At 32.0% G+C, this 23,125-nt stretch carries 26 protein-coding genes; 16 read left to right on the top strand and 10 right to left on the bottom strand.

Going from position 1 to position 23,125, the window contains the following annotated elements; genetic code table 11:
- Window positions 1–152: 152 nt before the first annotated feature.
- Together AB0A59_RS15285 and AB0A59_RS15290 are read left to right on the top strand one after the other, a co-directional pair.
- Complete coding sequence (locus AB0A59_RS15285; protein ID WP_458745159.1) at window positions 153–509, top strand: TFIIB-type zinc ribbon-containing protein; 357 nt, start codon at window positions 153–155, stop codon at window positions 507–509.
- Between the two features lie 580 nt (window positions 510–1,089).
- Window positions 1,090–2,055 carry a GNAT family N-acetyltransferase gene (locus AB0A59_RS15290; RefSeq protein WP_458745160.1) on the top strand — a complete coding sequence of 322 codons (966 nt, stop codon included), beginning with the start codon at window positions 1,090–1,092 and terminating at the stop codon, window positions 2,053–2,055.
- 237 nt (window positions 2,056–2,292) lie between these two features.
- Here the strand turns inward: AB0A59_RS15290 and AB0A59_RS15295 are convergent, their stop codons facing one another.
- The 4 genes from AB0A59_RS15295 to AB0A59_RS15310 all read right to left on the bottom strand — a co-directional run bounded on the left by AB0A59_RS15295 (window position 2,293) and on the right by AB0A59_RS15310 (window position 6,184).
- Entirely contained in the window at window positions 2,293–2,826 is a 534-nt protein-coding gene (locus AB0A59_RS15295) for a hypothetical protein (protein ID WP_458745162.1), read from the bottom strand.
- A gap of 86 nt (window positions 2,827–2,912) precedes the next feature.
- The gene (locus tag AB0A59_RS15300) at window positions 2,913–4,394 is read right to left on the bottom strand and encodes a cytochrome P450 (RefSeq protein ID WP_458745164.1); all 1,482 of its coding nucleotides are present in this window, start codon (window positions 4,392–4,394) and stop codon (window positions 2,913–2,915) included.
- A 185-nt stretch (window positions 4,395–4,579) separates the two neighbouring features.
- Complete coding sequence (locus AB0A59_RS15305; protein WP_458745165.1) at window positions 4,580–5,449, bottom strand: arginase family protein; 870 nt, start codon at window positions 5,447–5,449, stop codon at window positions 4,580–4,582.
- A gap of 96 nt (window positions 5,450–5,545) precedes the next feature.
- Window positions 5,546–6,184 (bottom strand): DedA family protein, encoded by a 639-nt coding sequence (locus AB0A59_RS15310; protein ID WP_458745167.1) that lies wholly within the window; start codon window positions 6,182–6,184, stop codon window positions 5,546–5,548.
- Window positions 6,185–6,844: 660 nt separating this feature from the next.
- Between AB0A59_RS15310 and AB0A59_RS15315 the strand changes: the two genes are divergently transcribed.
- The 9 genes from AB0A59_RS15315 to AB0A59_RS15355 all read left to right on the top strand — a co-directional run bounded on the left by AB0A59_RS15315 (window position 6,845) and on the right by AB0A59_RS15355 (window position 14,513).
- The gene (locus AB0A59_RS15315; RefSeq protein WP_458745168.1) at window positions 6,845–7,144 is read left to right on the top strand and encodes a hypothetical protein; all 300 of its coding nucleotides are present in this window, start codon (window positions 6,845–6,847) and stop codon (window positions 7,142–7,144) included.
- 647 nt (window positions 7,145–7,791) lie between these two features.
- A complete protein-coding gene (locus tag AB0A59_RS15320; RefSeq protein WP_458745170.1) occupies window positions 7,792–8,094 on the top strand; it encodes a hypothetical protein in 303 nt (100 codons plus the stop codon).
- Window positions 8,095–8,891: 797 nt separating this feature from the next.
- A complete protein-coding gene (locus AB0A59_RS15325; RefSeq protein ID WP_458745172.1) occupies window positions 8,892–9,311 on the top strand; it encodes a VOC family protein in 420 nt (139 codons plus the stop codon).
- Between the two features lie 224 nt (window positions 9,312–9,535).
- The gene (locus AB0A59_RS15330) at window positions 9,536–10,105 is read left to right on the top strand and encodes a macro domain-containing protein (protein WP_458745173.1); all 570 of its coding nucleotides are present in this window, start codon (window positions 9,536–9,538) and stop codon (window positions 10,103–10,105) included.
- 385 nt (window positions 10,106–10,490) lie between these two features.
- A complete protein-coding gene (locus tag AB0A59_RS15335) occupies window positions 10,491–11,204 on the top strand; it encodes an SDR family oxidoreductase (protein ID WP_458745175.1) in 714 nt (237 codons plus the stop codon).
- 230 nt (window positions 11,205–11,434) lie between these two features.
- Complete coding sequence (locus tag AB0A59_RS15340) at window positions 11,435–11,983, top strand: hypothetical protein (protein ID WP_458745176.1); 549 nt, start codon at window positions 11,435–11,437, stop codon at window positions 11,981–11,983.
- 101 nt (window positions 11,984–12,084) lie between these two features.
- The gene (locus AB0A59_RS15345; RefSeq protein WP_458745178.1) at window positions 12,085–12,720 is read left to right on the top strand and encodes a DUF1326 domain-containing protein; all 636 of its coding nucleotides are present in this window, start codon (window positions 12,085–12,087) and stop codon (window positions 12,718–12,720) included.
- Between the two features lie 54 nt (window positions 12,721–12,774).
- Window positions 12,775–13,752 carry a DUF2182 domain-containing protein gene (locus AB0A59_RS15350; RefSeq protein ID WP_458745180.1) on the top strand — a complete coding sequence of 326 codons (978 nt, stop codon included), beginning with the start codon at window positions 12,775–12,777 and terminating at the stop codon, window positions 13,750–13,752.
- 119 nt (window positions 13,753–13,871) lie between these two features.
- Window positions 13,872–14,513: a DUF1326 domain-containing protein gene (locus tag AB0A59_RS15355; protein ID WP_458745181.1), complete on the top strand. Its 642-nt coding sequence runs from the start codon at window positions 13,872–13,874 to the stop codon at window positions 14,511–14,513.
- A gap of 581 nt (window positions 14,514–15,094) precedes the next feature.
- Here the strand turns inward: AB0A59_RS15355 and AB0A59_RS15360 are convergent.
- Complete coding sequence (locus tag AB0A59_RS15360; RefSeq protein WP_458747627.1) at window positions 15,095–15,790, bottom strand: GNAT family N-acetyltransferase; 696 nt, start codon at window positions 15,788–15,790, stop codon at window positions 15,095–15,097.
- Between the two features lie 451 nt (window positions 15,791–16,241).
- Here AB0A59_RS15360 and AB0A59_RS15365 point away from each other — a divergent pair, with 451 nt between their 5' ends.
- From AB0A59_RS15365 to AB0A59_RS15385, 5 genes are all read left to right on the top strand, one after another.
- Window positions 16,242–16,385 (top strand): hypothetical protein, encoded by a 144-nt coding sequence (locus AB0A59_RS15365; RefSeq protein WP_458745182.1) that lies wholly within the window; start codon window positions 16,242–16,244, stop codon window positions 16,383–16,385.
- A 595-nt stretch (window positions 16,386–16,980) separates the two neighbouring features.
- Window positions 16,981–17,934 carry a hypothetical protein gene (locus AB0A59_RS15370; RefSeq protein WP_458745184.1) on the top strand — a complete coding sequence of 318 codons (954 nt, stop codon included), beginning with the start codon at window positions 16,981–16,983 and terminating at the stop codon, window positions 17,932–17,934.
- Window positions 17,935–18,229: 295 nt separating this feature from the next.
- Window positions 18,230–18,445, top strand: a complete 216-nt coding sequence (locus AB0A59_RS15375; protein WP_458745186.1) for a dodecin family protein — start codon at window positions 18,230–18,232, stop codon at window positions 18,443–18,445.
- 390 nt (window positions 18,446–18,835) lie between these two features.
- On the top strand, window positions 18,836–19,165 hold the full coding sequence (locus tag AB0A59_RS15380) for a hypothetical protein (RefSeq protein WP_458745188.1): 330 nt from the start codon (window positions 18,836–18,838) through the stop codon (window positions 19,163–19,165).
- A 143-nt stretch (window positions 19,166–19,308) separates the two neighbouring features.
- Window positions 19,309–20,544: a S8 family peptidase gene (locus AB0A59_RS15385; protein ID WP_458745189.1), complete on the top strand. Its 1,236-nt coding sequence runs from the start codon at window positions 19,309–19,311 to the stop codon at window positions 20,542–20,544.
- A gap of 483 nt (window positions 20,545–21,027) precedes the next feature.
- Here the strand turns inward: AB0A59_RS15385 and AB0A59_RS15390 are convergent, their stop codons facing one another.
- The 5 genes from AB0A59_RS15390 to AB0A59_RS15410 all read right to left on the bottom strand — a co-directional run bounded on the left by AB0A59_RS15390 (window position 21,028) and on the right by AB0A59_RS15410 (window position 23,041).
- Complete coding sequence (locus AB0A59_RS15390) at window positions 21,028–21,330, bottom strand: hypothetical protein (RefSeq protein WP_458745190.1); 303 nt, start codon at window positions 21,328–21,330, stop codon at window positions 21,028–21,030.
- 1 nt (window position 21,331) lies between these two features.
- Window positions 21,332–21,457: a hypothetical protein gene (locus AB0A59_RS15395; protein WP_458745192.1), complete on the bottom strand. Its 126-nt coding sequence runs from the start codon at window positions 21,455–21,457 to the stop codon at window positions 21,332–21,334.
- A 338-nt stretch (window positions 21,458–21,795) separates the two neighbouring features.
- On the bottom strand, window positions 21,796–22,074 hold the full coding sequence (locus tag AB0A59_RS15400; RefSeq protein ID WP_458745194.1) for a DUF2795 domain-containing protein: 279 nt from the start codon (window positions 22,072–22,074) through the stop codon (window positions 21,796–21,798).
- Between the two features lie 130 nt (window positions 22,075–22,204).
- Entirely contained in the window at window positions 22,205–22,393 is a 189-nt protein-coding gene (locus AB0A59_RS15405; RefSeq protein WP_458745196.1) for a hypothetical protein, read from the bottom strand.
- Window positions 22,394–22,678: 285 nt separating this feature from the next.
- The gene (locus AB0A59_RS15410; RefSeq protein WP_458745197.1) at window positions 22,679–23,041 is read right to left on the bottom strand and encodes a hypothetical protein; all 363 of its coding nucleotides are present in this window, start codon (window positions 23,039–23,041) and stop codon (window positions 22,679–22,681) included.
- Window positions 23,042–23,125: the final 84 nt, after the last annotated feature.

A 23,125-nucleotide genomic window follows, 5' to 3' on the forward strand; every position in this document is an offset into this window, starting at 1 on the left:
ACAATTCTCGTTGTTTATGTAAAAAGGCATTAATAATGTAGTTTGTTGTTACAAAATGCTGAATATGATTAATTATGAGCAGGTAACATTACTTGTCTAACGATAAGAATTGCGCCAAAATAGATTAATATTGGAAAAATCTTATTTTCTATATGGTTAACGAATTAACTTGTCCTAATTGTTCAACCATGATGAGAACCAATCAAAGATATGGAGTTGATATTGATTTCTGCCCGTCTTGTAAAGGTATATGGTTAGATAGAGGGGAAATAGAAAAAATCGCTAATGCTTCAAAAAGATATGATGAGGATCCTGCATATTCAAATGAACGTCCTGCATATTCAAATGAACGTCCTGTAAATTATGATGATCATCCAAGGGAAATAAGAAAATATCGAAACGACGACGACAATTATGATCATGATGATGATTATCGTTATAAATCTAGTCAATATGGTTACAAAAAGAAAAAACGAGGATTTTTCACCGACTTTTTTGATTTTGACTAGCGAGTAACAAATATCCTTATTTTTTGAGATATTCAAAATTTATCAATTCTGTCCTATTCAAATAATTAAGAAACCAGAACTTATCAATCACAAAGTAGGATTCCCCTCTCTATCTCGATTTTTGCTGTTCTTTTTGATAATGATTTTCTTTTCTCTGTTTAATATGATTATTATGAGAAGAGGGAAAATAAAACCTAAAAGAATCATTATTTCAAATGTAATGATTATAAAAAAACAGATAATAATCAACCAAACGTAACAAATTGTTAGAATATAGTCATACGTACTCTTCAGCATATAGTTGGATATATTTTACTTTATAATAAACTAAAAGATCAATGTCTAAAGTAATCTATCAAATATCTATCGTCACCTCCAGCACCACTCGAGCGATTCCATAAGTCTCTATAATACGTAAAATTTAACTACTTTATTCTTGGTTTTTCATTTGGATCATCCTCCCCGACGGTTGAACATTATTTATATCCTTTTGAAAAAATATCATATAGTAACATGCATAGATTATGATGAGTAAATCGGTATATTATAATAATTTGGAAGTTCTTTGATTATTCTTGACATGAATATACGTAGAGCTAGATCCTCTGACAAGAATAAAGTCTTGGATTTCTGCATGAATACATTTGAATGGGGAGATTATATTGATAGAGCTTGGGATAATTGGATAAGTGAGCCATCAGGCCTATTATTAGTCTGTGAAACTCATCTATCACCTTTCATTTCAAAATCAAATCTCGTAGGAATCATCCATATTCTCCAATGTTCGAATAATTCATTATGGATCGAAGGATTAAGGATAAATAAGTTATATAGAAATAATGGTTTTGCCACTGCCCTCATAAATCATAGTATTGATTATGGAATCGAAAATAACTTAAATGAATGCTGTGCTTTAGTTTCTAAAGGTAATTTTGCCTCACAAAAAATGCTAGAAAAATTAGGATTTTTGAAACTCTTTAACTGCAATTATTATAATATAGAGTTAGAAAAATTAGGATTTACTGGCAAGAAATTATCTGCATCTACAAATATGTCATCATTGAAATTAATTATAAAGACACCACAATTGGCTGATGTCCCAAAGATTCTCAGATACTTATCTAATCCAAATACTACAAAGTATATGGATAATAGATATTTTCATTCTTGGAGATTCTATAAATTCAATATGGATTATTCAAATTTGATTTTACTCATAAAGAGTGACGAATTATTGATAATTCTAAATGAAGATGATGGAATAATAGGACTTGTAATGATAAAAACGTTTGTTAGTCGTGATAGCTCCGACAAAAAATCCGTGATACAAATTGGTTACTTTAATTGTATCAAAGAGTCGTTATACTCAAAAATCATTTATCTCTTATTGGAGAAATATTATGATGATAAGCGATTTAATAATGTTCAAGTTTTTTTACCAACCTTCCTTGAATTGAGAAAACTTCTTAGTTTCGAATCAATTAATTACTCTGATCAGTTCTATTTGTATTCAAAAAAATTAAAAAACATTAGGCAGAATCTGTAAGACACCACAGTTAAATCAATTATTATCATATTGTTACATTATTATCGCTTAATCAATTCTGATATGCTAGAAATATCCAGCAGTAGCGGTGAGAATTCAAATAGTTGTAGCCTCGAAACCGGGATTGTCAGATAATCCAAAAACATTCTTAGATAAGGTAATAATATCGACGTCAATTTGAATAGTAAAATATACAAAAGTCAAAATTCAAATAATTCTAATGAGGATGTAAAAAATCTATTTAGTTTCCTCTTTTACTTCTTCTTTTCCACTCAATATTAACCTATAATGAACTAACATTCGCCTGTGCATACCTGCCAACACGGCTTTCCCGTAAATTAATAAAAAGTCAAAAATAATTGTAACAAGTATAAATATCGACATGGCCTCTCCAAAGAAAAAGAAAGTCAATTCAGAATCCATTCCTATTTTTTCGAGTAATCCAAGCCTCAAAATTAAGCCAAGAGAAGTAATGATGATACGCGTTACGGTAGCTAATATATAACAGAAGTTAGAAAACCATCCGAGATCAACAAAAATTATACCTTTACTATTTTTATAGAATCTTAATATCTTATCAGAATATTTGTTGGCTAAATATAGTACTATCCCAAAAACAATCAAATAGGGAACTATAAGCTCGATTGGAACTCCAATGATGAAAAATGAACTATAGAGTAAAAATAATGTAAGCGCAAATTGTATAATTGAATGGATGATAACTTTCCTCTTATTTGGTTTTTCAACTTGTCTTATTGATTTAAATCTCATATCTTTACCGCTAATTCATTTTATTCTTTGATTCATGAATTGTGTCATTTTGTATTTAAACAATATATGGTTAATGATATCTGATTTCATATCGATCTGATGCTTGACTTCATCTTTATGCCATTTTTCGGATTAAGTGTGATTCCGGGATCCATTTTAATTTTCTGATTTGGGATCAGTTCTAATTTCCAATAGCTCGAAACGGTAGCGATTAATAATATTCCTTCTTGCCATGCGAAAGATTCCCCTATACAACCACGTAGTCCTCCTCCGAATGGAAAATAACTAAACCTTGGTAAATGTCTTTTGAATTCATCAGTCCATCTGTCAGGATTGAATTCGCTAGGATTGTCATAATATCGACTATCATGATGCATGACATATTGACTCATTAGGATTGAAGATCCTTTTGGAATTGTATATTTATCAATCAAATAATCTTCTTCAACCAACCTGCCAATGCTCCAAACAGGTGGATAAATGCGCATTGATTCTCTAAATATCTTTTCAATATACTTGAATTTGGGAAGATCCTTGATCGTTGGATTTCTATAAATCTTTTTCTTTCCATCACTATTTTTTAAAAGTATGGAATCTATCTCTTCAAACATTTTTTGTTCTACCTCCGGATGTTGGGATATGAGATAATATGTCCATGTAACTGCATTTGATGTGGTTTCGTGTCCTGCTATTAGCATAGTTATAACATTGTCTCTGATTTGCTGATCAGTCATGGGGCTAAGGTCTGATATGGTGTTGGTTTGAAGTTTGTCTAATTCATTATTTTGCTCCACTTTTGATTTAATGGTTGATAGTAACTGTGCTTTTATTAATCTGGATAACAAGTCTTCTTCCTGATCTACTAGCTTACTTGATCCTATACCATCATCCATACTGGTAGTTTTCTTTCTATCTTCAATTAATTGATAAACTATGGAATCAAGTGTCTTTATTGATTCCCTACTTTTAGATACTTCTGGTAGAATTTTAAAATGATCTAAAATGTGTCCTATTGGATGTTGAAGGCGTTTAAAGTATTTTTTTGAAACTTCTAATGCAGACGAAAATTTGGATGCCTCTTCGGAATCAATTTCATAATTCATGATAGATTTACAAATTATTTTTAGAGTAACATTCATCATTTCTTTATGAATATCCATCATGGAACCATCTTTCCATTCTTTGCACATCAACGATGTCTTGTCCACAACAATTTGACCGTAAGAAGCAATTCTCTTTGGCAAAAACAAGGGGTGAATTATTTTTCTCTGACCATCGTGCTTCTCGCCTTCACTTGTTACTAAACCTTCACCCAACAATCTTTTAGCTGTTTGCAGTCTTTTACCTTTTTTAAAATTTTTATGATTATAGATCAAAATCTTTTCAATGTAATCTGGATTGTTTATTAAATATACATGACCATTACCAATTCTAAAGTGAGTAATCTCTCCATAACTATGAGCAAAATCACTTAAGGTTTTGATTGGATCTTTTGATAATTGACGTAATAATCTTAAGGAAAACTTTGATGATGGTCCTGGAGGAAAGTCTAGTATTGCCTTTGACATTTTAGATTAAGACAGGGATAACTTGCTTATATAATTTGGTTAACTTTTCTATCTATATGACCATAAATAATTTATAAAAAATTATATTATCTAAAATGTTATCAAAGATCACTATCTTACATTGGTTAGAAAAATAGATTATTAATAGTTATATATCTAGTGTTAAATTTTAGAAACAATAAGAATCAGTATGGCGGGAGATCAATTGAAGCAATCGATTCAAGTAAGATTCTAGAGGCTAGAACTGAAGTTGCATTATTGATGTCAAAATCCGGTGAGAGTTCTACTATATCAAGACCGAGAATACCTGAACCAACTGCCAACTTAATCAGAGTTATCAAATCAATACTTGATAGTCCACCTGCTGAGGGAACAGAAACTCCAGGAGCAAAAGCTGGATCCAAGCAATCCAGATCAATAGAAATATACTTCTTACCCTTGTTGCTTTTTGCTTTCACTTTGTCCATAATTTTCGCAATTCCGGATTCATTTATATCTAGAGGTGTAACAATTTCTAATCCTGCTTTTGAAGCATTTTCTAATTCTTCTGGCTCAGCCGAGCGTGTTCCTATTAAAATGCTTTCGTTAAAATCTATCCATCTTGAGGCATCATACAGTACAGAACCATAATAGTCATTTGTGGTTGAAACAAAGTCGGGATGAGCATCAAAATACATCAGTCCCGTTTTACCTTTACCTATATAATCCCCTATTGCATGTAATATAACAGTAGTAATCGAATGATCTCCTCCTATAACTATGGGAATTTTTTTTGAAGAAACTAGCTCAAGTATTAATCGGTACAAGTCATCTCTACTGATATTGCCGTAGTCCATAATGCATTTTCCGTTTATTACTCCGCGCATTGGACATATCGGAATAGTTTTTCCTCCTCTCTCAAAAAAATTAGATTCATTAGATGATATTCTAAGAATGTCTGGACCCTTTATTGTACCCTTTCTCTTCGAATGGGATTTAGATTCATCAGGTACACCAATTATAACAATATCAGCTTTTGAGACCTCATTTACATTTGAATAATTAAAAGTAACCATGTATCCGTATTACACTAGTTTTCATAATAATCTTGCTCTAAATTAATTCACTTGACAATGAATTGCAATATGGAAGTAGATGATAAGCAACAACCGTCACTTTGAACTTCTACTTCTATTCTTTCTCAAAGATTTTATTTTTACAAAAAATCTTTCGAGAAAAACAGCCCATTTAATCTTTAAGAAGAATACAAATAAAATACTAAATACGACTAATGATATTATTACTGCAACAATTAACATATTAATATCCAAAGACATTTCAGAAAAATTTCCTATTATTGGTTTTCCAATAATTATGGTTCCCCACACAACTATTACATTCAGTAGTATTTTCGAAAAAAATGTGATCAAGATGAATTTTAGAGGACTATATCTATACATTCCAAATGGAATAAAAATAATATTGTCCGGTATAGGTGTAATACCAGCCAGAAATATTGTTAAACCTCCATATTTTCTCAGGATTCTATAAGTTTCTGGATAATCTTCTGAATTAAAGTTTCTTTTTAAATTACCAATGTTGGTTCCATAATAGCTAGCCATGTATACAATTGATTTAGCACTTACTGCCCCAAGTGCGCCAAATAGAATTATTAAATTTGGATCTAAATTAGTGACCAAAACTGCTGTCATCAGAATGGGAAAATAAGGAATTGGGACAATAATTAATACTGCAGAAATAAATGTCAATAGAAATATTGCCAAGTAATCCATTCCCTCAATGAAGTGCATAAAGTCAAAGACCTCCATGATAATAAGTACATTAAATATTCTTGATTAATTACTTTTTTTTATGATCCAGCGGAATCTTTTCGTGATTATTGCCCGAAAAGATATTCCGATCTAATTTTAAGGCTTAAAATTCGTGGTATTTCACCAGTTGTGATCATATCTGAACATATTAGTCTTAAACCTTTTTGATTTATTTAAAACTATTTAACCTACAAAATGTATGACATACTATAATTTTAAACAAATTTTATACATTCGTCTTATCAAATTCAACCTACTAGAATATTTTTAGTAGTATCTATAGGTGAATTTTCATATGTTACACACTTCTGTAAACATAAATTTTTGCAATCATGTTCTATATTTGCACAAGTTGATAAACCTAGATAGTCGTAATTTAATTCTAATATTGGTAGTTAATTTTAGAAATGACTAGATCATGGGAATCATCATTATATTCCCGGTCTGAATAATTGATTGGAATTGTTAGGAACTATCATCTCATCACTGTAGTTATAATCATAAATTCTGAGTTTAGGCATCATAGTCAATATTTTAGTGATAAAATGATGGTTTTTGAGATCGTTACTATATTCTTATTGTATTTCAATTCAAATCAGAGCCAATAAATTTATTTAATACCCCATAATAGATTGATTATTGGATAATAATCAGAAAGCAACAAAAGCAACAAAAGCAACAAAAGCAACAAAAGCAACAAAAGCAACAAAAGCAACAAAAGCAACAAAAGCAACAAAAGCAACAAAAGCAACACCTGTAAAAAGTGGAACAAAAGCAACAAAAGCAACAAAAGCAACACCTGTAAAAAGTGGAACAAAAGCAACAAAAGCAACAAAAGCAACACCTGTAAAAAGTGGAACAAACGATAAACCTGTAGTAAAAAAGACTGTAACCAAAACTAAATCAAAGCCATCTACAAAAAAAGAGAAATCTCTGTAAGTTAGTTTTTTTACAATTTTTTCATATTTTATTAAACCTGTTTCTCTCTTTTATTTGCTCTACCATTTGGATGATAAAATTTCAATTTATTGGATCATGATACAATAGAAAATTCAAAATAACCAGAAAAAGGATCATCTACATTCTTGAGCTCACAAGTAGAAAAACCCTGTCCTTATAAATGTAGTATTAAAAAATTCAGTAAAAAGACTCTTCTGATTAAGATGATTAACTTATACCTCGATAATAACTGATTAAGAATAAAATTAAAGTCGATCAAGCCGGTTTATCGAAACTATTCAGTTTTTTTGTTACATATATGAAATATCTTTACCTAAAATTTAGTACATTGTACATTTAAATCTGTAAAGTCGCGAAAATTAAAGTCATTCATTACTTTTATCTTTGGTATATCATACTATAAAGGCCAACATCGGAATAGATGTACTTTGTCTATGCAAATATGATTACAATGAACAAATAATATATTACCTGTGATGTTTGTACAATATTTGAATTTAAACATGGTGTTAAGATTGTCGTATAACTATCTTGGGAACTGTAGCTTTCTATCTCGAGCATTCATAAAATGACTCTTGATCAAGTTGTAGTTAATATAGATAAAGGAGGACTCAAGTTAAGTAGGTATGGGTATTAATATAGTATATACTTCTGAGGATAATAAATTTAAGCCGTTCAATCTATACTTTGAACCATATGTTTCTGACAGCAATGCCCCAAATCATTCTACTTTGAAGCTAGTTAACAAAGATTTGGCATTAGAAATTTACTTGGAAAATAATGACGATGAACTTATCATAAATCAAAAAATACAATATGATCTTATGTTGTCATATGAAAAAATTGTGATTGAATATGATGATAGTAAACAAATATTCCGAACTTTGAAAAAAGTTAGAACAAATCTAGAGAACTTAGTTAACCAATGATTACAGATTTACAAATATTGCTAATTAAATAGAGACGTATAGTCAAACATGTCTACAGCTGGTAAATTAAATTAATAAATTGATGATTAAAGCCAAGCTCAATTTTTATTATCAACAATGACATTGAATACAGATACCTTTTTCCAGTGTACAAAGAATATGAAATTTGCAATTGTAACACATATTGATATAAAGATCCTCCATTAATCAATTCCCATTATACTTCTATATGTATTGGATATTTGTTAGTGGTACTTATGCCTATCGAATCAACGTCTCTCCTCCTCCTGCTTCTTAACCTGCTTTTTTTTATATCATCATTAAATTAGCTACCTAGGATTGTTACTTCATGTTAAATCTGTGAATATAATATTAGTTGACAATATAGTACAATTTTACACTGCGTAATATATATAAACATAGTACACAACTAAATGTAATGAACAAAAAAAAACAAATGATAAAATTGAAAATTATTAGTCGATCTCCATATCTAATGGGCATAAGAAAGAGGATAAGGATACATAATGAAAAATAATAAAGAAACAAATTATGAAAAGAATAATATTACTAAATATGAGCAACTTGAGTATTATATGGACATTATCCCATGATATATTCTTTTATTCATAATCATTTTATGAACTCTAGTCTACTTACATTTGTATAATAAAATTGCTGTCATAGAACTATACCAACTTGAAGGACTGAACTTTTAACATCAGAGTCTCGGGTTACTAATGGAAGTCTTTCCCACCTTAATGCTTATTAGTATGGAAAAAGATATAGTGGAACTAATGACAACAAAAATTTTCGTGAACCTGCCTGTGAAGGATTTAAACAGAGCAATAGAATTCTTTACTAAACTTGGTTTTAAATTTAATTCTCAATTTACGGATAAAAATGCGACGTGTATGATAATCAGCGAGGATATTTTTGTCATGTTATTAGTTGAAGATTTTTTTAAAACCTTTACTAAAAAAGAAATTTGCAATACTTCAAAAAATATAGAAGCTATCATAACACTCTCAGCTGAGAGCAAAGAAAAGGTTGATGAAATGATTAGTAAAGCGATAGAGGCTGGAGGGACCGAACCTAGAAAACCACAAGACCATGGATGGATGTATGATCGTGCTTTTGAAGACATTGATGGACATCTATGGGAAATAATATTCATGAATGAAAGTGGGTTAAAACAAAATGAAAAAAATAACTAGATTATGAAAGTAAAATAGATGACTCAATTTTGATCTAATCTACTTTAGTGAGTTAGAGATCTAATTATTCCAACTATTGTGTTTGTTATGATAAATGGCTTGTATTAAAATATTGATAAAACTCAGCTTATTCATGCACATCAAATACGATGGATTATTTTCACAAAAAAATTAACGTGTTTAAATTTAAATAAAATGGACTGTTTTCTTGCATAATAATATAAATGAATTCTAAGGTAGTGGATGAAATTAAAATTAAAGGTGGTAGGATGTTGACATTAGTTGAGGGGGATATTACGGAAAGAAATGTCGATGTAATAGTCAATCCTGCAAATTCTTACTTACAACATGGTGGTGGAGTAGCTGGTACCATAGTAATGAAAGGAGGACGCATTATACAGAAGGAAAGCGATAAGATAGGTTTTCTCCAAGTAGGATCCTCAGCAATAACTTCTAGTGGGATTTTACCATGTAAAGCTATCATACATACTGTAGGTCCAAGAATGGGTGAGGGGTATGAGGACGAAAAATTGAGCAAAGCGATCAATAGCTGTCTTCAACTTGGATTTCAAAAAGGATTTGAAAGCATGTCTATCCCTGCAATCAGTTCAGGAGTATTTGGTTTTCCTAAAAATAGATGTTCTAAAATATTAGTAAATGAAACGATATCTTTTCTAAAAAATCTAGAAAACTTATCTAGAGGTATTAAATTGGTAGAATTCTGCATACTTGGGAAAGACACATTACAAGCTTTTCAATACGAATTCAAAAATCAAAACCAGAATCTTCGTTAATTTCTTTTTCCCGCAATTATGATCTATTTAACGGTAGCGAGGATAGAAAAGAATTAAAACTTGTAAATTTTCCTTACTGTTGATTAAAATACCTAAATTTGATATCATCATTTTTAAGATGTAACATTATTGGCGGATGACACGATATTTCCAAGCTATTTAAAACCTATAAATAGGAGGAAGTAACAGTAACAATAACAGCTACAATAGTAACGTAATAGTCAGGAAGAACGATGATCTCAGTCATTTATGGATTTCAGAACGCACTTTTATTAACCGATTACTCTATTTAGATAAGGAATCTATTAGTAGTTTAATTCTCACATATCAAATAATCATCTAGAAAATCTTAATATTAATAAAATAGACTTGATAGTTGTGTTATATGCATGTAAAAATAACCAAGAAAAAAATTGCATTGGTAACTGGGGCTAATAGGGGATTAGGATTTGAAACTTGTAAACAACTTTCGCAATTAGGTATTACTGTTCTGTTAACCTCTCGCGATCCTACAAAAGGTGAAGTTGCAGCGAAACAACTAATAGACAAGGGACTAGATGTAATCTTTTATCAATTGGATGTATCAGATAGAAGTAATATAAAGGATATTTTTACCAAAATAGAAGATCAATTTGGACGTCTTGATATTCTGATTAACAATGCTGCAATTCTGTATGATAAAAATCAATCTACTATGAATGCAAATCTAGAATTGGTTAATCAAGCATTGACAACAAATCTATTTGGTCCATGGCTTTTATGTCAAGCTTTCATTCCATTGATGGAAAAAAACGGCTATGGCCGTATAGTTAATGTATCCAGTGGTGCAGCTTCCATGCATTATATGGAGGGTGGAACACCTGCCTATGGTATATCAAAAGTTGCACTTAATGCTTTGACTAGAAAATTAGCATCAGAATTAGGACGTAAGAATGTATTGGTAAACTCGGTTGACCCTGGATGGGTAGCAACAGACATGGGTGGTCATGGTGGACGCCCAATAGAAGATGGTTGTAGAGGGATCGTGTGGGCTGCTACCTTGCCAAATAATGGCCCTAGTGGAGGATTCTTTCATGATGGAGAACCCGAACTTTGGTAATGATTCTAATGAAAAGAAAAGAAAAGATAGGTCCCGCAGTCTATCTTATTTCAAATCCTACTTAAAAGCATAAGACTGTTTTGGATTTGAACCTTATCATAAATATAAAACAATTTAATAACATATTATTTGGTTAGATTACCTTGATGTTTATTAATATTTTATCATTGTTATGATAGTTTTGATCTCCACTATTATACGCAGCGTAATACTTAAATAAAAACTCTATAATGGAAAATATGGGTCGTAGTATTCCATCCTTCAGACAATTAATCGAAATTGAAAGGATGAATTGGTCTGAATTTAGAAAAGAATTATCATCTAAGAGTGATAAAAAAGCGTTTGACCTAATTTTCGAAAATGCTAAACTCTATACATCATATCTATCTAATGCTTGTAATCCTATCCCATTGGATTCTATCATTATGGGAACACTTTTTCATAACTATAAGTTACTATTTACATTAGATAACAAAGAAAGAAAAAAGGTTATTGACAGTAATCTAAATCCAGACTTAACTTTTCAACGTAATGGCAAAACGAAAGGAGACATACTGTTTGATGAGACCTGTGAAAAATGGAAAGACTTGATAAATGGCTTACATAAGGAGGACAGAGAATTAATGTTAAATATGTACTCCGATATATGCAGAAATGAAGGTAATCATAGTTTTGCATACGGTAGCAAAGATTCAAAATTAAATAGTTTTCTATATTTCTATTTCATTACTCTTCTGCATCACCAAAAAATAATCAATGAAATAAAAGGAGAGACATGACTAATAAAACCACCCAAGAGCAAGATTATCCAATTGCTTGTGTCAACAATTACATTTCATGACTATTAAAAATTAATATAATTGCATTATGGTAATGGAATATGTCATCATCTTCTCTAGATCAAATTCCAACCTGGAGTTTTAAGGCAGACTATGTTGAAACATGTAACTGTGATTATGGATGTCCATGCAATTTTAATGGTTTTCCATCAAATGGTTTTTGTAGAGCACTAGTTTTATTTCATATTCGTTCCGGAAGGTATGGTAGTGTAAATCTTGATGGAATTAATGTGATATGTGCATTTTCATGGCCAAAAGCAATTCATGAAGGTAATGGAACTGCTCAGTTATTCGTTACAAAGGATTCAGACGAAGAACAAAGAAGAGCAATCATTTCTATTTTTTCAGGACAAGCTAAAGGAGAGGGCCCTTTTGCACTTTTTGCTACTACAATAAAGTTTTTCCTCGAGCCTCAATATGTGGATCTAATAGTAAATATAGATGGTAAAAGAAGCAGTTTTTCAGTTCCAGGTATAATAGACGTAAAATCTGAAAGTTTCGTCAATCCCGTAACAGGTGAAGAACAAGATACGAGAATACAACTTCCAAAGGGTTTTATCTGGAAGCTTGCAGAAGCTGCAAAAACAAAAGTGATGAGAATTACTACATCACATCTTAATTTTGACCATTCCGGTAAAAATGCATTGTATTCAGTTATAGAATACAAGGGTCCTTAATTTTTAATAGTTGTAGTATTAACCGATTTAATAAAACAAAATAGTGTAATCTGATTGGATAAAGTTCAAAAGATAATTTTAGTTTCTATTATTTCTGTTTCTGTCATTGCATGGATTTTTTCCTTAAAACAACCTGACATGATGGAGGCAATGATGACATTAAATCCCATAGCAACTTTAATTTTTATATTAAGCTGGACTATTGGAATGGCTGCCATGATGTTTCCTGCAATTATTCCCATAATATTGCTATATAATAAATTGATATCTAAGAGTATTGACGATAGTCATAATAATCACAATAGTGATTATGACACAAGTTCTATACTGGGTAACTTTAAACACGAGTTTGGTACTTCTAAACCACAAAAAAATGGACGAGTTTCCTTTATGTCACTGCCTTTCGATTTACCAATCAAAACAGCTGCATTCATAGGAACTTATCTTTTGATATGGACATTGACCGGCATTTTCCTTCTAGTAGTATGGTCTATCATAATGAACAGTCTTCTTGTTAACTACAGTTCAAGAGATATTGAAATTATCGCGGGAATAGTGCTCCTGATTTCAGGCATTTATCAATTTAGTTCTATAAAGCGAAAATGCCTTGGATATTGTGAATCTCCTTTGGCCTTTTTTATGAAAAGATGGAAGGGCAATAATTTAAGAAGCGGGCTAACCATGGGTCTCTATCATGGACTGTATTGTCTTGGATGCTGCTGGCCCTACTTCCTTCTTATGATTGCCTTAGGTTGGATGAATATTTTTTGGATGGGATTATTTGCAGGTATAATTTTTGCAGAAAAAGTATGGTCCAAGGGAATTTATGTATCCAAAGCAACTGGAATCATATTTATGTCAATTGGTATACTTGCAATGATAGGAACAGTATCGATTATACCTGAAGATGAAAATATGGGTTCATTATATGAGATGGAGATGATGGATATGAGCAATTCAAATCATGATAAAGAATATGGTGTAATTGACAATACTATGAACATGAACATGAACATGAACACGACAAAATAGAATAGTAAAATATATTTATTTATACTAAAATTCTTGAAATGTTTACATTATTAGGTTTTTGGGGAGGAATACTGAAACAAAATAATGTACCTTAAATTTTATTAGACTGATCAGTATGTATGACTACAAATAGTATTCCATTTTGGAAAGCTTCGGGGGATTGGTTTGACGTATGTAAATGTAAGATCCCTTGTCCCTGTGAATTTGCACAAGAACCAACCTATGGCGATTGTGAGGGCGTACTTGCATATCATATTCGTAGTGGAAATTATGGTAAGATACCTCTAAACGGATTGAATGCAATAGGTCTAGGATCATTTGAAGGTAATATATGGACAGGTGCAACAAAAATAAACCTTAGTTTCTTTTTTGATGAACGCGCTGACAAAGAACAAAGAGAGGCTCTCCAGATGATATTTAGTGGAAGGGCGGGTGGTTTTATGGCCGAATTGGCTAAAATGATAGGTGAAATTAGAGGAATAGATTTTGAGCCAATAAAATTTGAAATTTCAGATGATTTGAGCTATTGGAGTGCAGAAATCCATGGAAAAGTACTTGCAAAAGCAGAAGCTCTTGGCGGCCCAATGACTCCAGCTGGTAAGCGGGTTCAAACAATAAATCCACCCGGTAGTGAGGTGGGTCCAGGTGCAGTAGCCACGTGGGGAACATCTTTAAAGGATGAAGTAGATGCAATGGGTTTTAAATGGAAAAGAGAAGGCAGATCTAGCAAACACATACCGTTTACTTGGAAAGGTCCATAAATAGGATTACACGGCTAAATATTACAATAGTTATCTGCATAATCATTTTCTCATCCACTGCAGTAAGTTCATGACTGATTCGATGATCTCTTGTGCTTTTAAAATTAGACTAATTTCTTAAAGTACTGTCCTACCACTAATAACATTGAAATTTGGTTTATAAATGTCGCTCCATTCATTGTTGTATCATACTTTCAAATATTTGAAATTCAACAAGAAATAAATATCAAATAGATAGCAGCATTGGTTGTTAAAACCTGTCAATGAATTCTTTGATCCCTAAACTCACGTTCTAAATTTAAGGCCTAACATGCAATAATTTTATATATTCTAAAAAAATGAATTAGACGATTGTCGGAATTGAAATTCTTGAGTATGACTGAGAATTATTATTGTTATATTTGAATAAATAATTTCCATAATCTACTCATTCAAATATATTTGCAAAGATGAGGGGGTTTTTTATCGAACCGAGTCTGAAAGTCGTTTAGTATGCCAATGATGGAAGAAAGGGCTTGAGTGTTTCTTGATAGGGACCCCTGGTCATAAGGTTTGCAGGCCAACCAATGCGAAAACCATTTTCAAGCAACCAAACAAGAATCTCCTGATTTCGAGCAGGTACAAAAAAACCAGGACCAATAATTCTCCGAGCATTGGTAATGAGTTTTAAGGTCTTCATTTGATAGAGCTACAGCATGACCAAATATTCCTATACCTGCCGTATAACCTTTGACCATACTATCATGTTCTAACATGGTGGCAACTCCTTGACTGATGGCATGACGCAACTCCATTTCTCTAGTAAATCCATATGCTGACATACATGATTCATTGCATAAAGAAATATCACGTTCGTTCTCAATCAAAAGTACATTAATGTTATGGACGTTATTTTTTTCTTTAAGTGACTGCCCTTGCATAAAAAGTAACGGCTCTTGAAGGGGAAAGCCTGTTTTAGTATATAAAACAAGAGAGCGAATGTGACTTGGTGATTGCACCAATCTAATCTGCTTGTAGTTCTGTTTATGAGCCTGGGCTATGGCAGCGTCCATTAATATCCTACCAATACCTCCCTCTGTAGAAGGATGTACTGTCAGTGACCCAATTACTGAAACCGGCGATGGCGGAAATTTATGAAGGAATATACTACCCAATACCTTATCTTGTCGCTCTGCTAAAACTCCATATGAGTTTGGATTACCAATAATTATCTTGATTAATCCTATGGCATATTCTTCAGAGGGTTGTTCAGATGGATAGCCATGAGATGAAGAAATAGATTTGTGAGCCTCCTACCCAATCTTTTCACAAGCTTCCACATCATTTTCTTCCACTAGTCTAATTTTTAGACTCATTTATACATGTATATTATCTGATTAGTTATTATTATACATCTATTTAGTATCCAAGCCTGGCATGTGAATCTATGCCTTTTATAGAATGATTCCCTTTACATCGGTTTGATCAACCGAGTATAGTGGAGATAATTAGTTTCTAAAAAGATTCTTACCAAGGTTTAGTAAAGATGATATGAGTTTTGGATTTGATTCTAAATAACAGTAATTTAGAAACAGTATCTATAAATCAAATACAAATGATGAAACCAATTTAACAGATTTCATGTAAACAAATTCTCATTTTTAAGTTTTTGAACTCATTCTCATGCTTTTTTATCATAATTTAATACATCGGTAATAGCTATTTAAGGGATAATGTTCTAGTCTAACAATGCGATACCTGCTACCTTCGATCTTAATACTTATTATACTAATAACTCCTGCAACCCAAGCTGTGTATGCACAAAATATTTTAGATGAAATTAGCCAATTGTTTGACAGTTTGACATCTGGACTTTTAGGAAATAAAGGATGATGACCAGTCTTCGACCAACTCTTCTAATGAATCGGCTGCACTTCAACAATCCGTAAGTCAAAGTCGGCTAATAATCACTTATTAAGGTAAAACCAAATAAATAAAAAATAATAAATTATTTCAAAATACTGAAAGCTAATTTCAGACCAAATATCCCCATATTCCTCTCATTGAAGAGTATTAAGTCCCCAACTCCAAAGTAAATTTTGAAGACCAATTTCTTATTCTTAATAGATCTTAATCCATAGGTATGTGCCTATGTTGTATATTTAGAAAATTAATAAAAACTAATTGACCCCTTTTATCTTATTTTCAATTCCTTAATCTAACAACAAGATTTGGGTATTACTGTTTACAAGATCTGTGATAATATTGTTGCTAAACCGGAAACGGTTACCCTTAGTAAAAAAATTATTCTATTCTATATCTTTATTTGGAAAAATTTAGATTGTTAGAAAATAATCTTTGCTGCCCAAGGGGATAATATAAAAACTTTATGGAAAACTATTACAAATTTTTTAAATAGAACAAAATTTGCAAAGTATATTCAAAAATTATTATATCATATATTATTACTAAAGGAATCAAGAATAGAATGTTAAAGTCAAATAACACAAAATTAAATGCAGTATTAGTTGTAGCAGTATTTGCGATAGCAATGACCCTTGGTCCTGCAATATCTAATTTCCAGACAGCATTTGCACACTACGGAGTAGACATAGATCAATGTAAGGATGACGAAGATTACTATGAAGATAATGAAGAAGCATGTGACAAGAACTTAAGAGCACATTATGATGACGATTATGATGGTGATTTTGGTTCTAAATCCATAGACGACGATAATGATGACAATGACCATGATGACAATAACGGTAATGGAAACAGTGCTTCACAAGGAATAGGCCAATCTCAATCGTCAAAACAGAATTCCCAATGTGTCTCTGGTGACGATACAAATGACTCTTGCAACAACGTAAGTGTTCAAAATCAGGACAATGATGGAAATAACGCACTAGGCCAACAAGGCGGCAACGGAAAAGGCAAGGGCGGTAATGATGCTTCACAAGGAATAGGCCAATCTCAATCGTCAAAACAGAATTCCCAATGTGTCTCTGGTGACGATACAAATGACTCTTGCAACAACGTAAGTGTTCAAAATCAGGACAATGATGGAAATAACGCACTAGGCCAACAAGGCGGCAACGGAAAAGGCAAGGGCGGTAATGATGCTTCACAAGGAATAGGCCAATCTCAATCGTCAAAACAGAATTCCCAATGTGTCTCTGGTGGTAGTTTGGGTAATTCTTGCAACAACGTAAGTGTTCAAAATCAGGACAATGATGGAAACAATGCAGCTGCTCAAGATGGCGGCAACGGTAAAAAAGGCAAGGGCGGTAATGATGCTGACCAAGGAATAGGCCAAGACCAAGACAGTGAACAGAATTCTCAATGTGTTTCAGGCGAAGATGCAACTGTTTCTTGCAACAACGTAAGTTTCCAAAATCAAGTAAATAGCGGGAATAATGCGTTAGCACAACAAGACTGACATCCAATTTTTTTTATTGGTCTTTTTAAGACCGCATTAATTTGGAAACAAATCTAATATACCAAAATTTTCAATCTTCTAATTAAGCAAACTACCTGATTCATTCCTAATCATCTCGTGTGATATCTTAACCTGTTTTAATTTCTTAATAAATACTAAACAGACTTTTGATCTGACTTTCCTAGTTGTTCATTTTTAAAATATTCCAATTTTTATTATCAAATAAAGGTCAATTTACCTACATGAAACCATGCTACTAGATTACCTATTTAATATATAATCTATAATTTGAAGCATGACACATGTAGCAAAAATAATAGAAATAGTAGGTTCATCTGACAAGAGCTGGGATGATGCTGCTCAGGTAGCATTAGCTGAAGCGACAAAAACAATCCACGGTATAACTGGAATTGAGTTAACCGATATGACAGCTAGGGTGGATCCAAATACCGGAAAAATAACTGAATATCATTCTACAGTAAAGATAGCCTTCGGAGTGGAACATTCCTAAGAATTAGCAGATTAGGAACTTTAATATCCATTTTTCCATAAATTGGCATGAATTTTTTGCCGTAATACGCCTTGGGTAGAGAGAATATTGATTGTGGTTTTTTGAAGATCCGTATCTTGATATATTTATCAATATAAGAAAAAAAATTAAACCAGATTGAATAGTCTGGGTATGCACGAACTTCGTTATATACTATGTATTGACAGCCTGTAGTTATCCAGTCTATTGTATTTGGCCGTCTACTAATATTATGATGGGATTCGTCAAATTGTTTAAAAACATCACATGATTCGCTGTTTTAGTATATGATGATTTTCTAATATCAAAATAGTAAGAATTCTTAACTGACATCTTGATATTTCTTTTATTCTAAATGATTATTTTGTGTTTGTGAGTAAAAAACATAATATTATTGCAAAGTTCATTGTAACTTTTTTTATAATGACAATGGGATTCTTGTCATCTATTTCTACGCCAACATCATTTGCACAAAGCGTTGGTATGCCTGATCTTCCATTTCTTGATTTTAATAATGATGATAAATTGGACAATAATGAAATTTTTTATGGCGATATTAGCGATGAAGAGAATAACAATTTAGAAAAATTATACGAGATAATTCCAGGTCTAAATACAAAAGACAATAGTGGCCGAGACAATTCAGATTCTAAAACTGGTAATAAAGATGCCAATGAAAGGTCGTCAATAAAGGATCTATAAATTCAAAAAATAAAGCTGAAAGCGAAATTAATGATTATACAGTTTATTCTGATGATGTAGTATATGACATCGACAACTCGGACTCTGGAAATGAAAAACATAAAGGAACAACAGCAACAACTCCCAGCATTCTTATCTCTATCTTGGATAAATTACCTTATTCCGATGTTTTATCAAGTTCTTTGTTACCATCATCATCTCCATCGCCTTCTTCCTCAGAATCCCCTATGGGACAGGTAATACCGGACCAATATATTGTGGTTCTAAATGAAGATGCTTTGAATTTGCGTGACATTCTTTCAGAAGTTGCAAAACAGGTAAATATTGAGGGAACTGAAATACTCTATATTTATGAAGATGTATTAAATGGGTTTGCGATTAGCGTTCCAAATGAAAGAGTTATCGAGGTGCTGGAACAAAGCCCATTTGTAGATTATATCGAAAAAGACAAGACAGTTAAAGCATTTGCTCAAACACTGCCAAGTAGAGTAAATAGGGTTGATGGCGATCTAAGCTCTACAAAGTCCGGTAACGGTGGTGGAGCCGTTAATACAGACATAGCCATCCTGGATAGTGGAATACATACGAGCCATTCTGATCTGAACATCTATCACCAGAAAACCTTTGTTTCAGGTACGTCGTCAGGAAACGATGATAACGGACATGGGACCCATGTTGCAGGAATTGCAGCCGCTAAAGACAATTCGATTGGAGTAGTTGGAGTAGCACCTGGAGCAAAGCTATGGGCAATCAAGGTCTTGGATAGAAACGGTTCGGGTGCCTTATCGACCATAATAAAAGGTATTGACTATATTAGACAATATGCAAGCCAAATAGAGGTTGCTAATCTCAGCCTTGGATGCGAATGTAAATCCTCTGCTTTTGATACTGCGATAAACAATGCTGTAAAGGCTGGAATCACGTTTGTAGTGGCTGCGGGAAATTCGGGAAAAGATGCTTCTACATTCTCCCCTGCTAATAACCCCAGTGTTATAGCTGTTTCAGCCATCGGAGATAGTGATGGCAAATGTGGAGGCACGGGTCCTAGCACGGGTTCTGGAAGAGATGACACACTAGCAAGTTTTAGCAACTATGGCTCTGTAGTAGACCTCGCTGCACCTGGAACCAAAATATACTCAACTTATAAAGGGAACTCATATTCAACAATGAGCGGAACAAGCATGGCCTCACCACATGTTGCCGGAGCAGCTGCCTTATATGAGGCATCTTATCCTGGTGCTTCACATTCAGAAGTACGCAAAGCGTTATTAAGCAATGGATCAACATCCTCAATAACCTGTGATGGAAAAGGCCGTGGCTGCTTTACTGGTGATAGGGATAGTTATAGAGAACCATTGTTGTATGCGAGAAACTATTGATGGTGTTATTAATGCTAATATTTATCACCTCCAGTATGTAAGCAAGTTTAGATACAGAAAAACGAACGCGTATATTTTATCTTAATTTTATTATTCCCTGATTGATAGCCGGAATTGGAACTCGAACTTACGTCTTTCGGACGTAAGTTCCATTAATAAGATCACTGATTAGAATAGATTAAAGCACGATTATAAAGAGGAGGGCTACTATAGCAACATACATCCTGTTATACAGAGAATATGACTGCAACAACTCTTTTAGATACTAATAAAACTATAGATACGCTGAAAATAAAATGGAATTTTACATTATCATAACATAGTTGCTTTAACTCTTCTATTTATTTGTCAAGATACTTTTCTTCTAAATTTTAATGAATTGGTTATACTCGTCTTATTCATTTCATTGTAATTGAAAATTGATGTCTTAGTTATCTGTTTAGTGCGTATATCTAAATATTATTTTGATAATTATAAGTTAGACTAAACATCTGTATTATCAAGTTTGTCGAAATTTGACTCGTAACCATTACAGCATCCATGTGGGGCAATTATATTATATAGTTTTCCAAAAACATCGGGACCTTCTTTGTCTACTATCATACATTTTCCACCCAAAGAATCAATCCAATAAATACAATTATAGTAGAAATAACCTGAGTGCAGATTGGCATCTTTAAACTCTTTTCGTTCGACATAAGCCGATTTTAATTTAGATAGCTTTTGAAGTTTTGTTATATTCCCAACAACATCTGCAGCCTTTTCAATTATGTTTTTATCCGACATTTTATTTAATCTCCTTTTCGTTTGGTGTCCAAAGCGAGCAGATACCATAAGGTGCTATTACATTTGATACATTACCGTCTACATCTTGTCCTTCATCGGTAACAATTGCACAGTGATTGGATTTCATAAAATATATACAATTATAGCAAAAGTAGCCTCTATGTGTATCAGAGTTTTTAAAAGCAGAAATTTCAAAATATCCTGAGGATACCTTGGTCCATTTATTAAGCTATAATGCTTCCTGTGGTATTTTTTGGGTAGATATAAAATTAGAATTTGCACTCATGAGTATAACTGTGAAACATACTTTAAATATGTAAAATTATATTACTTATAGTTCAGTAAAAGCTATATCTAAATACTAAATATTTTATCATTTCATTGTATATTGTAATTTTATTAAATGAGATTGTACATGTTTACCATTGGATAGTTATAAACATGAAAAACAAAAGCCTTTCCCTATTATTCTCTTTTAACTAATCCTGTTGCACTAACAACTTCTGATGCATTATTATATACTTTATCTTCTATTCGTCCTAATAATTCAGCTATATTCTTATCTGTATTATCGCTTATAACAGAATTTACTATTGTATTTTTGGATGCCGGATAATCAAGACCTTTTAAGATATTCGCTAACTCCATTACCGATGAATAATCTTTAACACTGATTTCATTTTCCTGTCCACGAAGGCTATTTTGCTCATTTGCTGTTGCATGCGAATTATAGTCATTACTCATAACTAATTGTATCTTACATAGTATTAATACAGTGATTCTATGTGTGTAATATTTAAAGGCGTTTTTAATTATTTATTATGAATGTTGGCCTAATAACATAGTTAAACAATTGCTTGATGAAGTAGATATATTACAAATTATTATCATCCCAAATCAATTCTTTTACATCATACGTAGCAATATAACTACAATGTGAGCATCTTTCTTCAGTTGCAGATCCTGTAGAGTGAGCAGTTTTAAGATAATCCTCTCCTGCAAATGCTACTCCTTGTATTTTAAAAACTCTCCCGCATTTTTTACATTTTGCTGTTGCATTCATATGATTAAAAAATAGTATAGAAAAAACATTATATAATTAATTAATCTTAAAGTGCTAATTTTTGCTAATATTTAATTTTTTGTTATTTTCTGTCTGACTTTACTTATACATATCCTGAAAATACATAGATGGAATTATGAGAATTTCATCTCACTATTTTTTGCTTTGGCAGTATATCAGAGAATCTACGGAGCTATATTAAAAATTTTTTGTTAGCATATAAAACGTGATTGTAAATTATATGATAAATGTAATAGGTATATTCGAGGTATTACTATATGATATTCAATAATAGTCTGAAAGTATCTTTTTTAAACTATTTTGAAATTCCTGTCCACGTTGATTATCTATATCCTTATCTATAGTCGTCCGCTCTTCTGATACCAAGTTATTAATAGCCTTGTCTGTTTCGGCCACTCCAATTAATGCTTTATTTAGCCTATTAGATAAAAAAAATATAGTAGAAAAAATATAACTGATTTTATCATTATCAAATTCTAATGTAGTAGAGGGTGGAAAAATCGTATCCAGCCTACTTCTCAATTCGTTGCCACATTGTTCTATACATTTAGGATCGCCTTTACAGCTCTGTAATTCTTGTGTCCATGATGCCAGACATTCTATTATTTCAGTCGAATACTTTGTCATAATAATATCAGGTACTTATAGTACTTATAGTACGATCGAGTATGCTTATCTAGATCTGAATCTATCGTTTTGATTCATGAATCA

Source organism: Candidatus Nitrosocosmicus sp. T (assembly GCF_054408485.1).

Excerpts from the sequence above, each read along its gene's own strand:
- AB0A59_RS15285 (WP_458745159.1), top strand. The coding sequence starts at position 153 with ATGGTTAACGAATTAACTTGTCCTAATTGTTCAACCATGATGAGAACC.
- AB0A59_RS15290 (WP_458745160.1), top strand. The coding sequence starts at position 1,090 with ATGAATATACGTAGAGCTAGATCCTCTGACAAGAATAAAGTCTTGGAT.
- AB0A59_RS15295 (WP_458745162.1), bottom strand. The coding sequence starts at position 2,826 with ATGAGATTTAAATCAATAAGACAAGTTGAAAAACCAAATAAGAGGAAA.
- AB0A59_RS15300 (WP_458745164.1), bottom strand. The coding sequence starts at position 4,394 with ATGTCAAAGGCAATACTAGACTTTCCTCCAGGACCATCATCAAAGTTT.
- AB0A59_RS15305 (WP_458745165.1), bottom strand. The coding sequence starts at position 5,449 with ATGGTTACTTTTAATTATTCAAATGTAAATGAGGTCTCAAAAGCTGAT.
- AB0A59_RS15310 (WP_458745167.1), bottom strand. The coding sequence starts at position 6,184 with ATGCACTTCATTGAGGGAATGGATTACTTGGCAATATTTCTATTGACA.
- AB0A59_RS15320 (WP_458745170.1), top strand. The coding sequence starts at position 7,792 with ATGGGTATTAATATAGTATATACTTCTGAGGATAATAAATTTAAGCCG.
- AB0A59_RS15325 (WP_458745172.1), top strand. The coding sequence starts at position 8,892 with ATGACAACAAAAATTTTCGTGAACCTGCCTGTGAAGGATTTAAACAGA.
- AB0A59_RS15330 (WP_458745173.1), top strand. The coding sequence starts at position 9,536 with ATGAATTCTAAGGTAGTGGATGAAATTAAAATTAAAGGTGGTAGGATG.
- AB0A59_RS15335 (WP_458745175.1), top strand. The coding sequence starts at position 10,491 with ATGCATGTAAAAATAACCAAGAAAAAAATTGCATTGGTAACTGGGGCT.
- AB0A59_RS15340 (WP_458745176.1), top strand. The coding sequence starts at position 11,435 with ATGGAAAATATGGGTCGTAGTATTCCATCCTTCAGACAATTAATCGAA.
- AB0A59_RS15345 (WP_458745178.1), top strand. The coding sequence starts at position 12,085 with ATGTCATCATCTTCTCTAGATCAAATTCCAACCTGGAGTTTTAAGGCA.
- AB0A59_RS15355 (WP_458745181.1), top strand. The coding sequence starts at position 13,872 with ATGACTACAAATAGTATTCCATTTTGGAAAGCTTCGGGGGATTGGTTT.
- AB0A59_RS15365 (WP_458745182.1), top strand. The coding sequence starts at position 16,242 with ATGCGATACCTGCTACCTTCGATCTTAATACTTATTATACTAATAACT.
- AB0A59_RS15370 (WP_458745184.1), top strand. The coding sequence starts at position 16,981 with ATGTTAAAGTCAAATAACACAAAATTAAATGCAGTATTAGTTGTAGCA.
- AB0A59_RS15375 (WP_458745186.1), top strand. The coding sequence starts at position 18,230 with ATGACACATGTAGCAAAAATAATAGAAATAGTAGGTTCATCTGACAAG.
- AB0A59_RS15390 (WP_458745190.1), bottom strand. The coding sequence starts at position 21,330 with ATGTCGGATAAAAACATAATTGAAAAGGCTGCAGATGTTGTTGGGAAT.
- AB0A59_RS15395 (WP_458745192.1), bottom strand. The coding sequence starts at position 21,457 with ATGAAATCCAATCACTGTGCAATTGTTACCGATGAAGGACAAGATGTA.
- AB0A59_RS15400 (WP_458745194.1), bottom strand. The coding sequence starts at position 22,074 with ATGAGTAATGACTATAATTCGCATGCAACAGCAAATGAGCAAAATAGC.
- AB0A59_RS15405 (WP_458745196.1), bottom strand. The coding sequence starts at position 22,393 with ATGAATGCAACAGCAAAATGTAAAAAATGCGGGAGAGTTTTTAAAATA.
- AB0A59_RS15410 (WP_458745197.1), bottom strand. The coding sequence starts at position 23,041 with ATGACAAAGTATTCGACTGAAATAATAGAATGTCTGGCATCATGGACA.